The sequence below is a fragment of the Massilia sp. WG5 genome (assembly GCF_001412595.2).
Classification (GTDB): Bacteria; Pseudomonadota; Gammaproteobacteria; order Burkholderiales; family Burkholderiaceae_D; genus Telluria.
Genome location: NZ_CP012640.2, coordinates 1,361,185 through 1,376,275, shown reverse-complemented (window position 1 = coordinate 1,376,275; position 15,091 = coordinate 1,361,185). Strand labels below are relative to the sequence as shown.

Sequence of the window (15,091 nt, the reverse complement as noted above, 5' to 3'; positions counted from 1 at the left end):
GGGCGCTCCTAGACACGCTTGAACAGGGGACTCCGGACCTGCTGCGCATCTGCGGCCGAGATAAACTTCTCGGTATAGATGTCGCGCTCGTACAACTGGCCCTGCATCAAGGCGGCGAGGCAGGCTTCGATCATCGGCGGTGGGCCGCACAGGTAGGCCTTGTGGCCGCGGAAGTCGTTGTCGAAGTGCTCTCTTGCCGCCTCGTGCACGAAGCCGAGGTAGCCATCCCAGCCGGCATCCCCGGACGCATCCGACAGCGCCGGCACATAGGTGAAATTCGGATGGCGCCGGGCCAGCTCGAGGAACTCGTCGTGGTAGTACAGCTCCTGGCGGCTGCGCTGGCCATAGACCAGCGTGATCGGCAGCGTGCAATCCTCGCGCAGCAGCTCGTGGATCATTGCGCGCGGGCTGGACAGGCCCGAACCGCCGGCCATGAACAGCATCGGCGCGCGCGCCGACTTGCGGACGAAGAAGCGCCCGTAAGGCCCCGAGATGGTCACGCGCTCGCCGACGGCCAGCTTCTCGTGCACATAGGTGGTGCCGACGCCGCCCGGGACGATGCGCACGTTCAGCTCGATGAGCGTCGGATCGCCGCCATGGCTGGCGATCGAGAACGCGCGGGTGCAGCCGGCGCCGGGGATGTGCAGGTTGACGTACTGGCCGGCCTGGAAGCGCAGCGGCTCGTCCAGCCGGATGAACACGCCCTTCACGGTGGGCGTGAGCTGCTCCAGGGCGACGACGCTGCCCAGCAGGTCCCGCACCGGAATGGTTTCGGCGTCGGGCTCTTCGTCGATCTCGGCCTCCAGGGTGGCGTCGCTGCACAGGGTGGCGCAGCAGGCGAGGGCCTTGCCTTCGTCGCGTTCGAAGTCCATCAGCGCGAACGGCGAGGCGTCGCCATGCTCGATATCGCCATCCACCACCTGGATCTTGCAGGTCGCGCACAGGCCATGGCAGCAGGCATGCGGCAGGTAGATGCCATTGCGCAGGGCGGCGTCGAGGATGTTCTGTCCTTCCTCGACGTCGATGGTCACGCCCAGCGGCTCGATGGTAAGTTCGTAAGCCATCGCGTTCTCCTTTCGTTCCCGGCGTTCAGTTGCAGCTGCCCTGCAGGCCGTTCAGGCCCGGCGTACGCAAGCGCAGGACGTCCTTGTGGCGCAGGCCGTTGCCGGCCAGGCTCTTGTCCATCTCCGGACGCCAGGGCTGGCCGGATTTCAGCCACTCGACCGTGTTCCAGTCGATCCGTGCGAAGTCGGGGTGGTAGCCGTAGACCGCCGGCAGGACCTCGCCGACCAGGGCCGCGAACGGCATCTCGGGCGCCAGCGGCAGGGTGTGCGGCGAGCAGAACATCAGGTGCTCGTCCCAGCCGACGTACAGCAGCTGCTTGCCGTGGAAGTGCTCGAGCGCGTCCTGCGGGGCGAATTCATAGGGTTTGATGGCCTTGACTGGCATGATGGTCTCCTCCTGTTAGCGGTTAGCCTGTTAGCGCGACTGGCCGGGATCGGCGCCCTTGCCGCTCCACTGGGCGAAATTCTTCTGGTCTTCCGAGCCCTTGAAATCGAAGTTGTCGCGGCCGACCTCGACGCCGTAGAAGTCGAGCACGGCGGCGAGCGGGTCGAAGCCGGGAGCGCCCGGGTCGACGCCGGGCTTGAAGTTGCGGCCCTTGAAGATCTGGTGCGGGGGCAGCAAGGCCTGCACGTATTTCTCCGGTTCGTTGTCGAAGATGTGTTTGCAGCCGTCCGAGCAGAAGTGGTACTGGTTGCCCTTGTACTCCGAGTGGCGGTAGCAGATCTTTGTCGGGTCGTCCGGTTCGGTGAACAGCATCGGGATGGTGCAGGTCGTGCACAGCATCGGCAGGGTGCGGTTGTAGAAGCGATTGCCGGCCTTTTCCTGCGCGTCCCAGTGCTCCAGGCGCGGGCGATAGAGCTTGTCGAAGCTGTCCGGGTACTTTTCCGACAGCCACGCCATCTCGTCCTGGCCCGGGATCCAGGTGTGGAAGGCGGCCGCCCCGGTGTAGTTGTAGAAGGTGCCCCAGGCCTGGTGGCTGATGTGGTCCTTCTCCTTGCAGGCCTGCTCCCAGCCCATCGGCAGCCGGATGCCGTAGCGCGCCAGGTCCTTGAACAGCGCGCCGCCGTTCTGCTCCGCGTAGATCTCCCAGGCTTCCTTCCAGCTCATCACGCGCTTGGGCAGCATGTAGTCCATCATCATGCCGACCAGGGTCAGCAGCCGGTAGCCGCGCCAGAACCACTTGTCGAGCCAGCCCTGCACGATCGGGACGTTGGCGGCATCCTGCTCGAGCAGGAACTTGATGGCTTCCAGGCCGAGCGTCATGTGGCGGGATTCGTCGGACTGGGCCGAGAAGCCGAAGGTCACGGTCGACATGTCGCCGTTATAGGCGGCGCCGGACATGAAGGGCACGAACAGCAGGTTGGTCAGCACGTATTCGAAGGCGAAGCTGACGGCGACGATGTATTCGAAGGGCCCGGCGGTGATGGCGTCGTCGAAGAAGGACTTCGGCACCGACAGGTACCAGACGTTCTCGTACCAGTCGCGCCACGAATGCATGCCGTTGTAGTACTTGTTGTAGTTCGAGATCGTATGGATCTGGGTCTGGGCGTGACGCAGCTCGTCGACCGCCTGCATCTGGCAGGCCACGCGCGCGCCGGCCCCGCGGAACTGGCGGCCCACGTGCGCGAAGCCGCGATGGGCCATGTACTCGAGCGGGCTGACGGCCTGGATGAACAGCTTGACCGCGTTCAGGTAGCGCGCGTCGGTCACGTTCAGGTGCCCGTTGTTCTGCGCGAACGCGTCGATTACGGCGTACAGCTTCTTTTCTTTCTCGCCCTGGTATTTCCAGTAGGCGTCCATCGTCAGGCGGAACGGGTCTTCCCACTTGTCCCAGTCGTGGATCCTGATCCCCTCGAATTTGTCGAAAGGGTAGACCTTGTCCATCGGCTGGTAGCTGGTTTCCCAGTCCAGGCCGCGGGTCATGCAGGCATAACGTTCCTTCAGGCCCAGCTTCTTGGCGGTGGCTTTCATATCCATGGCGTTCTCCTTTATCCTCGATGCGTCTCAGTGCGCCCAGGTGAGCGTGAATTGGTCGTCGTCTTCCTCGATGTTCCCGGTGATGGTGATCAGGTTGACGTGCATTTCCTGCAGGTTGAAGGGGCGTCCCAGTTCTTCCTCGACGGTTTCGCGGCGGACCGTCAGGCGGCCTTCGGCGTTGATCTTGACCAGGGCCGGCGCTTCTTCCAGCACGGCCCCCGGGTTGTCGCGCAGGATGGCGTTGACGATCGGGCGGGTGTCTTCGTTGGCCTGGAATGCGATGAATACGGTCGACATGGGGTGTCCTTATCGGGGCAGCCCGAGCCTGGCGGCGCGGGCGTTGAATTGTTCGGTGACTTCTTCCAGCACGGCGCCGGTATGCGCCGGATCCTCGAACGCGTGCTCGACGATGGGCCGCAGGGCAGTGAGGGCGCGGTCGCGCCATGCGTCTGTCCAGCCCGCGACCAGGGCGCGGTTTTCCTCGGACTCGGCGCAAGCAGTCTTGACCTGGGCATCGACCCACTTGGCCTGCTCGAGGGTCCAGTCGCTCATGAAGGACGTCAGGATCGCGACCGCGGTGCCGTTCTTTTGCGACAGCCAGTCGTTGATCACGGCGCCGTAGACCAAGGGGTACAACAGGCCGTCGAGCACGAAGTTCTGGGCGACGAAAAGTTCGAACCAGTCCTGCACGACGAAAGTGTCTTCGACGTAGCGGCGCAGTTCCTGCCAGCGCGGCGCTTCCAGCCAGTCGCGCTTGCCCTGGTCCAGCGCTTCCGTATCCGCCAGCAGCAGGCCGATGCGGGTCAGGTATTGCGCAATGCCCAGCTGGTCCATCGCGCAAAACATGGCCGGTGCGGTGCTGGTGCTGCCGTAGCCATAGGCGCAGATGCTGGAATTGTTCATGTTGGCGCCCCATGCCACGTGCCGCAGCGGCATCAGGAGGTCCAGCGCGGCGGCGCTGACCGTGCCCGGCAACTGCGACACCAGGCCGCGCGACTCGACGAAGGCGAAGTTCGCTTCCATGGTTTCCTGCTGGCGGGCCCGGGTCTGGGTCCAGTTCCCGTAGTAGTACTGGCGCGGATCCTTGAACGCATACCAGTTCTTCATCTTCAGCGCGGTGCGGCCGGGGTCGAAGATCTCGTGCTCGGGCGCCCAGATCGGGCGGTAATGGAAGGGGCCGGTGGGCTGGGTTCCCAGCGTCGCCTCCTGGTAGCGCGAGGCCGGCTTGTCGCCGCCGATCTCGCGCGCCACGTGCGCAAAGGTATGGCGCAGTGGCTTGATGCTCTGGGTCTTGAGTTCGATCGTCATGTCATCTCCTCGCTGGTCGTCCTCGTCTGTTGCGGACTGTTGTGGGTCATCGTCTGAAGCTGCACGGCCTGGTTCGCGCGGCAGAACTCGTCAAAGGCTGTCCGGGGCAGGATCAGTTCGACGGTGATGTCGGGATCGCCGATGGCGAAGTCGAATTCGACGAATCCGTCGTGGGCGCCGGTGATGCGGACGTAGCGCTTGCCGACGTCCATCACGGGCCCGGGGTGGGTATCCGGGTGCATGCCTGTCTCCTGTGTGTGTGTTTTGCATGGGATATTTGCAAGCCGCGTGCCAGCCCGTTGCCAGGCCTCGCCAGGCGTGAAAACGATCACCGTCTCATGCGCCGCAACAGGGGAAGACCGCCTATGGAATAGGGCGTCTGGAAGGGCGCTGGATGCTGCGATGCAGCGTCAAATGTTTCGCTGGGGGAATGTTAACCATTTGGTGATTTCACACTTTTCGCTTGCCTGATGGGCTGATGAAATGGTTAAAATCAGGAAAACAAAAAATATCGAGATTTTTGCGGGTGCCTTGGGGACTCGCGTGAGGAGACAAGATGATCAAGTATCCCCAGGACCTGGACCTGCGCCGCCTGATCCGTTTTTCGGCGGAAGACGGTTCGATCTGGCTGTCGGAGAGCCGCATGCTGCTGCTGCATGCGGCCTCCCTCGCGAGCCTGCGCGAGGAAATGATGAATACGGTGGGGGAGGAATACACGCGCCGGATGTTCACGCGGATGGGCTATGCGTCGGGCAAGCGCGATGCGGAGCTGGCCCGCAAGATCCGCGGCACGATGTCACTGGAAGAAGCCTTTGCCACCGGCCCCCAAATGCACATGCTGGAGGGCGGGGTGCAGGTGATTCCGGTGCAGGTCGAGATGGATGCCGAAAAGGGCGAGTTGCGCGGCGAATTCATTTGGCGCAATTCCTGGGAGGCCGACGCCCACATGAAAGCCTTCGGGCTCCAGCACGATCCCGTGTGCTGGAGCCTGACCGGCTATGCCTCCGGATACACCTCCGCGTTCATGGGCCGCTTCATCCTGTTCAAGGAAACCAAGTGCATCGCCTGCTCGCACGACGAGTGCCGCATCGTCGGCAAGCCGGTCGAGGAGTGGCCCGACGCCGAGCTGTACATGCGGTACTTCGAGCCCGAGTCGATCGTCTCCCAGTTGCTGGAACTGTCGTCCCAGGTCGAGGTGCTGCGCAGCAGCCTCAAGACCTGCCGGAACTGGGAAGACATGATCGGCGAATCGCCCGCCTTCCGCCGGGCCTCTCGCCTGGTCGAGAAAGCGGCGGAGACCAGCGTCACGGTGCTGTTGTCCGGCGAGACCGGGGTCGGCAAGGAGCGCTTCGCGCGCGCGATCCATCAGCGCAGCCGGCGCGCCGACAAGCCCTTTGTCGCCATCAACTGCGCGGCGCTGCCGCACGACCTGATCGAGGCCGAGCTGTTCGGGGTGGAGAAGGGGGCCTACACCGGCGCTGCGAGTTCGCGGGCGGGCAAGTTCGAACGCGCCGACGGCGGCACCCTGTTCCTGGACGAGCTGGGGGAACTGCCGCTGGCCTCGCAGGCCAAGCTCCTGCGCGCGCTGCAGGAAGGGGAAATCGAGCGTCTTGGCGACGACCGGCCGCGCAAGGTCGATGTCAGGATCGTCGCGGCCACCAACGTGGACCTGCCGGAAGCAGTCAAGGCCGGGCGCTTCCGGGCCGACCTGTACTACCGGCTGAACGTCTATCCGATCGAGATTCCGCCCCTGCGCGAGCGGCGCAGCGACATTCCGTCGATGGTGACGACGATGGTCGAGAAGTTCTGCGCGCTGCACCAGAAGCGTGTCTCGGGCCTTACCGATCGCGCGATGCAGGCGCTGCTGGCGCACAACTGGCCGGGCAACGTGCGCGAACTGGAGAACATGATCGAGCGCGGCGTGATTCTGGCGACGCAGGGGGACTCGATCGAATGCGACGACCTGTTTCCGAATTTCGTGCCGCTTGCGGATGAGCCGGTCGGGATCGACGGGAGCGGAGCGCTCGAAGACTGCGGCCAGGTGCAGGAAGCGGCGCTGTGCGAGCAGATCCTGGCCAGCGGACTATCGCTGGAGGAGGTGGAAAACATGGTGTTGCGCGAAGCGGTCGCGCGCTGCAAAGGCAATCTCTCCGGGGCGGCGCGCCTGCTCGGGATGACCCGGCCGCAGCTCAGCTACCGCATGAAGCGCTGCGAGCCGGGCGCCTGCGACAGCCGCGAGCACCATGCGCAAGTTTGAGTACGCGTTCACGGAATGCCCGGCGCAGCCGCGCACCCTGGTCGAAGCAAGCTACCTGCGGCTGCGCCGCGACATCATCGAAGGCAGGCTGGCGCCCGGCACCAAGCTGCGCGTCGAGCACCTGAAGGGCGACTATGGCATCGGCGCGGGAACGCTGCGCGAGGCCTTGTCCCTGTTGTTGTCGGATGCGCTGGTGGTCAGTGAAGGCCAGCGCGGCTTCTACGTCACGCCGATTTCACTGGACGACCTCGGCGACATCACACGGCAGCGCATCCTGCTCGAGTGCGAAGCGCTCAGGCAATCGATCGCGGAAGGCGATGCGGCATGGGAGGCCGGCGTGGTCGCTGCGTATCACAGCCTGGACCAGATGGAGAGGAGCCGGGGCAGCGTGAAAAAGGACAGCGCGGCAGAGTGGGACGCACGCAACCGGGAGTTCCATGAGGCCTTGATCGGCGCCTGCCCGTCGCGCTGGCTACGCTACATGATCGGGCTGTTGTACCGGCAGGCGGAACGGTATCGCTACCTGACGATCACGCATTCCGCCAGGCCGGGCAGGGTCCATGACGAACATGCGGCGATATTCAAATCGGCGCTGGAACGGGACGTGGACGGCGCCGTGCGGGCATTGGAGGCGCACATCGATGCGAATTTCAGCACGGTGAAGGCCTTCTGCGAGCGGCATCCTTGGAGCCCCTGACAAAACCTCCGGAGCGAGGCGCTGCAACGCAGCCATGGAGGTTTTGTCAGGGCTCTCAGGCTCGCCGGAATCAGGACTGGACAGCCGCCTGCACCGGTTCGTCCAGCCATCGCATCGCGCCGGCCATATCCTTATAAAACACGCGGTACGCTCCCTCGCCGTGCTCGCCGAACGCAATACGCGACAAGTAGGCGACACGGGTATTCGACACCAGGATCGCGCGGCGCAAAGGGAGCGGGCCGAAGCGCCGCCATGCATCCGACTCCAGGCCCTGCTGGACCAGGGTGACCTCGACGCTCGGCACGTCCATTTCCAGCGTGTCGTACAGCACCTTTACCTGCCGCGTATCCTTCGTCAGCTCGATGACCCGCTCCTGGCACGCCTTCAGCAAGTCTTCCGTGCACGTCCCGCGGATGCGGGCAATGATGATGTCGCCCACGGGCTCCACCCATAACTTCTGCTGTTTCATGTATGGCCTTCGTCTGATTCAATCATGCAGGACCCGCGCAGCGAACCGGCGGAATACCGCCATCACGGGCGCCTCGGTGCGCCCGGCCAGCGTGACATGCGCAAACCGCGCATTCGCTTCGAGCCTGGGCCGCACCGGCAGTTCGACCAGCCTCCCGGCCTCGATACCCTCGCGCGCCGCCGCGGCCAGGCCCAGGAACACCGCCTGCGAACGCTCCACCGCGGTGATCAGGCTGGCCACGTCCTCGCACTGCAGGGTCGTCATGTGTTCCGGATTGGCGCCGGGGCCGTAGAGGTCGACCAGCAGGCGCGCGATCTCATCCGACAAGGGCGCGGACGCAATGGGGTAGGCGAGCGCCTGCGCCAGTGTCACGCTCGCCAGTCCGGCCAGCGGATGGCCGGCACGGCACACGAAACAGGTGCGCAATTCGCCCAGGGATTCGACCAGCAGGTCGGCCGCCGGGACGATGCTGCGCGCGTCGACGACCAGTGCGTCCAGCTGGTTCGCGCGCAGTTGCATCAATTGCAGTTCGGTCGACCCGCGCGTGATGCCGACCTGGACTTTCGGATGCTGCTCCGCCATATGGCATAGCAGCGGCGTCATCAGGACGGCGGCGGGCCCCGGGCCCATCCCGATGCGCATGGCGCCGCCGTCTCCCTGCTTGAACAGCTCCACGCTGCGGCGCAGCTCGTCGGCATCGCGCACCAGCCGGCCGGCGCGCGCGACCACGTCCTTCCCCAGCGGGGTCAGTTCATTGCGCTTGCCGATCCTGTCGAACAGCGGCGCACCCAGGTCTTCTTCGAGGCTCTGGATGCTGCGGCTCAGCGCCGACTGGGTGATGAACAGGCGTTCGGCGGCGCGGCTGAAGGAGCCCGTCCGGGCGACGGCCAGCAGGTGTTCCAGTTGCTTGATGTTCAATGTATTCGTAAAAAGAATGATATTAACAAAAATAATGCATTGGACACATTAACGGTGGAATCTTAACATGGCTGAGCTACTCCCCGGCACGCGACGGCGCGCGCCGGGGCAAGGCAAGCCTACCGATCCTCCCCTGTCCGAATGAGCTTACTCCACACGATCTACCTGATTGCCATTGCCGCCGAAGCGGCGTCGGGCGCCCTGATGGGCATGCGGCGGCGCATGGACCTGTTCGGCCTGTGCGTGGTGGGCACGGTGACTGCGCTCGGCGGGGGAACCGTCCGCGACATGATCCTCGGCCACTATCCGCTCGGCTGGGTGGCGCACCCGGAATACCTCGCCTTCACGGTCGGCGCCGCGATCGCCGCCGCGCTGCTGGCGCGCCGGCTGCACCGGCTCAAGACCGCGTTCCTGTGGATGGACGCGCTCGGGCTGGTGGCATTCACCGTCATCGGCTGCGATATCGCGGCCGGCACCGGCGCCAGCGTGGTCGTCGTGATCCTGATGGGCATGACGACGGGGGTGTTCGGCGGCCTGTTGCGCGACGTCCTGTGCAACCAGGTGCCGCTGGTGCTGCGGCGCGACCTGTACGCGACGGTCTCGCTGGTCGCCGGCATGCTGTACGTCGGCCTGCTGCATGCGGGTGTCGGCGCCGGTCTGGCCACCGCCGTCGCGATCGGGGTCGGCTTCGCCCTGCGCCTGCTCGCGATCCGCTTTGCGCTGGCGCTGCCGGTGCTGGAGGCCGACCTCAGTTCCTTCGACGACGGCATCGGCGAGGGTTCCTGAGCGATCGCGAACCGGATAAAAGCATGACTCGACAAGACAAGAAAACGGCAACGCCGCCCAACGCAGCCGGACCGGCGCCGCGCCGCAACAGGCTGCTGGCGGCCGGCCTGGCCGGCGCCTTGCTGCTGGCCGCAGCGGGCTACGGCGCCTATTGGTCGTCGCACCTGCAGTACCGCGAGGTGACGGAAGACGCCTACGTGGAGGGTAACCTGGTGCAGGTCACGACCCAGATCACGGGCACCGTGACCGCGATCGGCGCCGACAATACCGACCGCGTCGCGGCCGGCAAGGAACTCGTCAGGCTGAACGCGGTCGACTCCCGGCTTGCGTTCGAGCGCAGCGCGGCGCTGCTGGCGAAGACGGTGCGCCAGGTGCGGGCGCAGTATGCGTCGGCGGCGCAGATGCAGGCCAATGCCGACCTGCGGCGGGCCGAGCTGAGCAAGGTGCAGTCGGACTTCGACCGTCGCGCGCTGCTCGCCGACTCCGGCGCGATCTCCGGCGAAGACCTCGCCCATGCGCGCGAGGCCGTGCGCAGCGCGCAGGCTGCGCTGGCGTCGAGCGAGCAGCAGTTCGAGGCCAACCATGCGCACGTCGACAGCACCTCGATCGCCACCCATCCGGACGTGATGGGCGCCGCGGCCCAGCTGAAGGAAGCCCACGTCGCGATGGCGCGCACTTCGGTCCCGGCGCCGGTGTCGGGGATTGTCGCGAAGCGCAACGTCCAGGTCGGGCAGCGGGTGGCCGCCGGCGCGGTCCTGATGGCGATCGTGCCGGTGGATACCGTCTGGGTCACGGCAAACTTCAAGGAGTCCCAGCTCCGGCATATCCGCAGCGGCCAGCCGGTCACGCTCACCGCGGACGCCTATGGCAGGGACGTGGTCTACCACGGCGCCGTGGTCGGGGAGGAGGCCGGCACCGGGAATGCGTTTTCGCTGATGCCGGCGCAGAATGCCACCGGCAACTGGATCAAGGTCGTCCAGCGTGTTCCGGTTCGCATCGCGCTCGACCCGCGCGAGCTGGCGCGCCACCCGCTCCAGCTGGGCCTGTCGATGCGGGTCAGCGTGGATACGCACAAGCGCGACTGGCCGCGCCTGGCGGCCGGCCGGGCCGCAGCGCAGTCCTACCATACCGGCGTGTTCGAGCGGGAGAGCGGGGCGGCGGACAGGCTGGTGGCGGAAATCATCGCCGCCAACACGGCGGGCGGCCGGACGCGCGCCCCCAGGTAGGACCGCCATGCACATCGCACCGCCGCCGCATCCGCGCCTGCTCCTGCTGACGATCTTCCTGCTCACTGCGACCGAGTACCTGCAGAGCGGCATGATCGCCTTCGCGGCAGCGCCGATCATGGGCGGGATCGGCGCCGGGCCCGAGGAATTCAGCCTGGTCAGCGCCATGTATGCCTGCGTCGCGATCGCCGTGATCAGCAAGCAGCGCTGGCTGGCCGAGCGCCTCGGCTGGCGGCGCTTCATGCTGTGCTCCCTGTTCGTCTTCATCGGCGGGGCGGCCATCTGCGCGTCGAGCGCAACGACCGGGCAGTTCACGGCCGGCCGCCTCGTGATGGCGCTCGGCGGCGGCACCTTCATGACATCGTCCAGGGTGCTGGTCAACCTGTTCCCGCCCAGCCCGGCGCGTTTCACCGGCATCCGTTTCTTCGCCACCGCGCTGGCGGCAGGCAGCGCCGGCGGCGCGTTCCTGGCATCGGCGGCGGTGTCGAACGGCGGCTGGCAGTGGATTTTCGCGATCCTGGTCGTCCTCGCGCTCCTGATTGCCGTGCTCGCCCTGGTGTGCCTGCCTGCCGGGGTGCCGCCGCACGAACTGCGCACCCAGTCGCATCCGGTGCTGCTGATGGCGCTGGTGACAGGCAGCTTCTTCATGCTGTATGCCTTCCAGCGCTCGTACTACGATTTTTACAGCGACCTGACGATGCTCGTCGCGGCGGGCTCGCTCGGCGCGCTGGCGCTGGGCTGCTTCGTGCATGCCATGCACCGGGGCGAGCGGCCGCTGCTGCACCTGCGCGAGCTGCGCAATGCCCGCTACTGGAGCGGGGTCAGCCTGTTCACCCTGTGCTACACGCTGATGGGCGCCACCAACTACATGCTGCCGGCCATCCTGCAGCGCGGGCTGGGCTTTGCCTGGGAAGCCATCGGCCCGGTGCAGGCCGCCGGCCTGGCGGCCACGGTGCTGACCTGGGCGCTGATGCAGGCGATCCTGCCGCGGCGTCCCGCGGCGAAGAAGTATTACCTGGCCGGTTTCCTGGCGCTGGCCGTGTTCGGCTGGCGCGTCGGCAGCCTGAGCCCGCAGGCCGATCTGTGGACCGACTTCATGCCGGCGCTGGCCTGCTATGGCGTATTCGTGATGCTGGTGCTGGCGACGACGGCCATGCATACCTTCCGCGAAGTCCAGCATCACGAGACGGTGTTCTCGCATGCCCAGCAGGTGAAGAACATGCTGGCGCAGTTCGGGGCCAGCCTGGGCATCGCGGCGGCGACGGCGGGACTGCAGGGGCGCAGCGCGATGCATTACGCAGCGCTCAACGGCCGCTTCGTCGCCGGCGACCCGGCGTATGCCCAGGCCGTTCAGGCGCTGGCCGAGTCGCTGGCCAGGCACGGCGCCGCGCAGCCGACGGCGATGGCCGCGGCCAGCCTGGCGCAGGCGCTGGCGCAGCAGGCGACGCTGCTGGCGGGCCTCGACTATTTCCGGATGCTCGGCTGGATCGGGGTGGCCGGCGCGATCGTCATGCTTGCGCAGCGTGTCCTGAAATAAGCGGCGGGCCGGCGCATCACATTCACACTCATGAGGACTCATAAAATGGCAGCTGTCGACAAGAATATCAACCAGCACAATGCCGGATGGTCGTTCGAACATATCAGCGAGGATTTCGACTCGCATATCCAGCGCTCCATTCCTTTGTATGAAAGCGGACACCGGCTGGTCTGCCACTACAGCGACTTCTTCCTCAAGGCCGACAGTGTCGTCCACGACATTGGCTGCTCGACGGGGCAGATGCTCGCCAGGCTTGCCCAGCACCACCTGCACAAGAAGGAATTGAAGCTGGTCGGCATCGACAACGTGCATGACATGGTCGAGAAGGCGAGGAGTGCGACGGCCTTCGACCAGCGTATTTCCTTCGTGCATGCGAACGTGCTGGACCTCGAGCTCGAGCAGTCCGACATGATCATTTCCAACTACACGATACAGTTCATGCCGCCGCGCGCCAGGCAGGAACTCATCGACAAGATCTACCGGGCGCTGAACTGGGGCGGCGCATTCTTCATGTTCGAAAAAGTACGCGCGCCCGACGGCCGTTTCCAGGACTACGCGAACCAGGTGTATATCGAGTACAAGCTGGACAAGGGATTCAACGAAGCGGAAATCATCAATAAATCCAGGAGCATCAAGGGCGTCATGGAACCGTTCTCGACCCAGGGCAACATCGACATGCTGCGGCGCGCCGGTTTCGCCGACATCATGACGGTACAAAAATACGTCTGCTTCGAGGGCTTCCTGGCCGTCAAGTAAATCCGATCACGCGCTCACTTGGTGTTACACATGAAAAAGAATATCGGCGACTTCCTGTTCAAATACCGGAACGCGCTTGGCCCCTCCCTGTTCCTCGCCGCCCTGTATCTGGGACGGCCTGCTTACCCCTTCGGCAGCGCCGCCTGGAATATCCTGTTCGACGTGGCGGGGGTCCTGTGCGCGATGCTCGGCCAACTGCTGCGGATCGTCACCATCGGCTACGACTACATCGAACGCGGCGGGAAGAACCGACAGGTCTATGCCAGCAAACTCGTGCAGGGTGGCGTCTTTGCGCACAGCCGCAATCCGCTTTACGTCGGGAATATCCTGATGGCGGTCGGCTTCGCACTGATCTTCCATTCCTCCGCGTTCTACCTGGGCGTGCTGCCATTGGTACTGTTTGCCTACAGTTGCATCGTCACGGCCGAAGAGGCTTTCCTGGGCAGGAAGTTCGGAACGGAATACGAGCGCTATTGCCGGCAAGTCAACCGATGGTGGCCGCGGCTGCAAGGCTGGCGGGACACCATGGGGAACATGCGCTTCAACTGGAGGAGGGTGCTGGTCAAGGAATACAACACGGTGTTCGTGCTGGTCCTGTCCCTGGCGGTGCTGAAGCTGTGGAGCGAATATGTGATTCTCGGGCAGGAGTCCCAGCCGTCGAGCGGGGTGCTGGCAGTCGGATTCGCCACCTGGCTGGCCTCGTATGTCTTCGTGCGATCCTTGAAGAAGACCGGGGTCGTGCAGGCGTAGACGCGGCAGGACCGGCCCCGGCCTGCCGCCCGTCCGGTTCCCGGAGCGCCGCCGGTCAGCACCGGCGCCAGTAGCCGGCGTGGCGTTCGCGGACCTGCTCGATATCGTGAGGAAAATCCAGCGCCCGTTCAGCGCGCGCCAGGGCCAGGTCGGCATGGCGGCGCGCGTTGGCGCGCAGCGCAGGGTGCTCCCGGCCCAGTTCGCCAAGATGACGCTGCAGCCGCATCGCCACCTCGACGGTGCCTGCACCGTCCCGGGCGATGGCATTCAGGGCATCGTCGAACAGGTCGTCCAGCGCCAGGGTGGGAACGGCCACGCGTTCGCAAGTCGGCGGTTCCGGCGCGTCCTCGCGCGCGAGGCCGGCGAACAGCCGCTGGAGCGAGCCCAGCACGCCGATCGCGGTGCCCGGGTCGTTGATGCCGGGCGATAGGGCGCGCCCGGCGATTTCCGCCAGCACCAGCATGCCGAACCGCGGGTCGTCGTCGAACTGGCGCTGGTGGCCAATCGTGAACGCCTTTGCGAACGCGTCGTTCGCGCCGAAGGCATCTCGGCTGTCCTCGCGCTCCAGGTAGCACAGCGGCCGCGCCGGACTCACGTAGGCGCCGGGCAGCACCGCGACGCTGACGCGCGCGGCGTGTTCGGCCGCGAGGCGCTGCAGGCGCGCCATGTCGACGTGCTGCACATAGCCGATTTCCTTGCCATGCACCGCGATGCCGGCGGCGGGGAGCCTGGCGGCCACGCCGCCGAGCCACGGCTGGCGCTGCCGCCGCGCCAGCGCCGATGCCGTTGCCTGTTCCACCTTGCCGACGATGGCGCCGATGCGGCCAAGGCGCGCGATCCGGTCGACCCAGCGCACGAAGGTCAGGACCACGATCACGAGGACCACCACCATCAGCACGAACAGGGTGAATCGTCCGGCCCGCCCGTAATAGCCGTTCATCGCGGCGCTGATGCCGACAACGCTGAAGATGAACGCGCCGATGAAGGTCGACAGGGCGTTCTGCGACACGTCGTCGGCGACGATCAGCGGAAACGCGCGAGCGGTGGCGATCTGTCCGGCCGAGGCATAGGCCGACACCATCGATGCGACTGCGAAGGTGGCGATGGCCAGCATGCTCGCCGCGATGATCTTCAGCAGTTCGATGACCGAGGATTGCGTCACCTCGGGCACCGACCCGTCGACCGCCATGCGGTCCGCAAGATGGGCCAGCAGCACGCCCGCAACCGACAGGAAGCAGGCGATCAAGGGCTTTATCCAGAGCCGTTCGCGCAGCCGGCTGAGCAGGAATCGGAGTCGTTCTCGCATGATTGTTCATCAGCCTGGGGCGGAGCCCGATTCCTGTCC

Annotated in this window: 16 protein-coding genes; 7 read left to right on the top strand and 9 right to left on the bottom strand. The window is 65.6% G+C overall.

Annotated features, from left to right (window positions below; all coding sequences use genetic code 11):
* Positions 1-8: 8 nt before the first annotated feature.
* Genes AM586_RS05925 through AM586_RS05900 form a run of 6 tightly spaced genes read right to left on the bottom strand, consistent with a single transcriptional unit; the run spans position 9 to position 4,592 of the window.
* Positions 9-1,064, bottom strand: a complete 1,056-nt coding sequence (locus AM586_RS05925) for an NADH:ubiquinone reductase (Na(+)-transporting) subunit F (RefSeq protein WP_052233672.1) — start codon at positions 1,062-1,064, stop codon at positions 9-11.
* A 25-nt stretch (positions 1,065-1,089) separates the two neighbouring features.
* Entirely contained in the window at positions 1,090-1,449 is a 360-nt protein-coding gene (locus tag AM586_RS05920; RefSeq protein WP_052233673.1) for a phenol hydroxylase subunit P4, read from the bottom strand.
* 30 nt (positions 1,450-1,479) lie between these two features.
* Entirely contained in the window at positions 1,480-3,042 is a 1,563-nt protein-coding gene (locus AM586_RS05915; protein ID WP_052233674.1) for an aromatic/alkene/methane monooxygenase hydroxylase/oxygenase subunit alpha, read from the bottom strand.
* Positions 3,043-3,069: 27 nt separating this feature from the next.
* On the bottom strand, positions 3,070-3,339 hold the full coding sequence (locus AM586_RS05910) for an MmoB/DmpM family protein (RefSeq protein WP_052233675.1): 270 nt from the start codon (positions 3,337-3,339) through the stop codon (positions 3,070-3,072).
* A gap of 9 nt (positions 3,340-3,348) precedes the next feature.
* Positions 3,349-4,350, bottom strand: coding sequence for an aromatic/alkene monooxygenase hydroxylase subunit beta (locus AM586_RS05905; protein WP_052233865.1), 1,002 nt, complete (start codon positions 4,348-4,350; stop codon positions 3,349-3,351).
* Entirely contained in the window at positions 4,347-4,592 is a 246-nt protein-coding gene (locus tag AM586_RS05900; RefSeq protein ID WP_197416422.1) for a phenol hydroxylase subunit, read from the bottom strand. The genes AM586_RS05905 and AM586_RS05900 overlap by 4 nt, the downstream gene beginning before the upstream one ends.
* 314 nt (positions 4,593-4,906) lie before the next feature.
* On the opposite strand from AM586_RS05900, the gene AM586_RS05895 reads away from it, so the two are divergent.
* On the top strand, positions 4,907-6,607 hold the full coding sequence (locus AM586_RS05895) for a sigma-54-dependent Fis family transcriptional regulator (RefSeq protein WP_052233676.1): 1,701 nt from the start codon (positions 4,907-4,909) through the stop codon (positions 6,605-6,607).
* On the top strand, positions 6,594-7,304 hold the full coding sequence (locus tag AM586_RS05890) for a GntR family transcriptional regulator (RefSeq protein WP_052233677.1): 711 nt from the start codon (positions 6,594-6,596) through the stop codon (positions 7,302-7,304). Before AM586_RS05895 ends, AM586_RS05890 begins: the two co-directional genes overlap by 14 nt.
* A 70-nt stretch (positions 7,305-7,374) precedes the next feature.
* On the opposite strand, the gene AM586_RS05885 is transcribed toward AM586_RS05890, so the two are convergent.
* Together AM586_RS05885 and AM586_RS05880 are read right to left on the bottom strand one after the other, a co-directional pair.
* Positions 7,375-7,773, bottom strand: a complete 399-nt coding sequence (locus AM586_RS05885; RefSeq protein WP_052233678.1) for a hypothetical protein — start codon at positions 7,771-7,773, stop codon at positions 7,375-7,377.
* A gap of 18 nt (positions 7,774-7,791) precedes the next feature.
* A complete protein-coding gene (locus AM586_RS05880; protein ID WP_052233679.1) occupies positions 7,792-8,691 on the bottom strand; it encodes a LysR family transcriptional regulator in 900 nt (299 codons plus the stop codon).
* A 141-nt stretch (positions 8,692-8,832) separates the two neighbouring features.
* On the opposite strand from AM586_RS05880, the gene AM586_RS05875 reads away from it, so the two are divergent.
* Genes AM586_RS05875 through AM586_RS05855 form a run of 5 tightly spaced genes read left to right on the top strand, consistent with a single transcriptional unit; the run spans position 8,833 to position 13,746 of the window.
* Positions 8,833-9,477 carry a trimeric intracellular cation channel family protein gene (locus AM586_RS05875; protein ID WP_052233680.1) on the top strand — a complete coding sequence of 215 codons (645 nt, stop codon included), beginning with the start codon at positions 8,833-8,835 and terminating at the stop codon, positions 9,475-9,477.
* Positions 9,478-9,500: 23 nt separating this feature from the next.
* Positions 9,501-10,703, top strand: a complete 1,203-nt coding sequence (locus tag AM586_RS05870; protein ID WP_052233681.1) for an efflux RND transporter periplasmic adaptor subunit — start codon at positions 9,501-9,503, stop codon at positions 10,701-10,703.
* A 7-nt stretch (positions 10,704-10,710) separates the two neighbouring features.
* Positions 10,711-12,240, top strand: coding sequence for an MFS transporter (locus AM586_RS05865; RefSeq protein WP_052233682.1), 1,530 nt, complete (start codon positions 10,711-10,713; stop codon positions 12,238-12,240).
* Between the two features lie 45 nt (positions 12,241-12,285).
* Positions 12,286-12,996, top strand: a complete 711-nt coding sequence (locus AM586_RS05860; RefSeq protein WP_052233683.1) for a methyltransferase domain-containing protein — start codon at positions 12,286-12,288, stop codon at positions 12,994-12,996.
* Between the two features lie 30 nt (positions 12,997-13,026).
* Positions 13,027-13,746, top strand: coding sequence for an isoprenylcysteine carboxylmethyltransferase family protein (locus tag AM586_RS05855; RefSeq protein ID WP_052233684.1), 720 nt, complete (start codon positions 13,027-13,029; stop codon positions 13,744-13,746).
* Positions 13,747-13,801: 55 nt separating this feature from the next.
* Here AM586_RS05855 and AM586_RS05850 read toward each other — a convergent pair whose 3' ends face one another.
* Positions 13,802-15,052, bottom strand: coding sequence for a DUF2254 domain-containing protein (locus tag AM586_RS05850; protein ID WP_052233685.1), 1,251 nt, complete (start codon positions 15,050-15,052; stop codon positions 13,802-13,804).
* Positions 15,053-15,091: the final 39 nt, after the last annotated feature.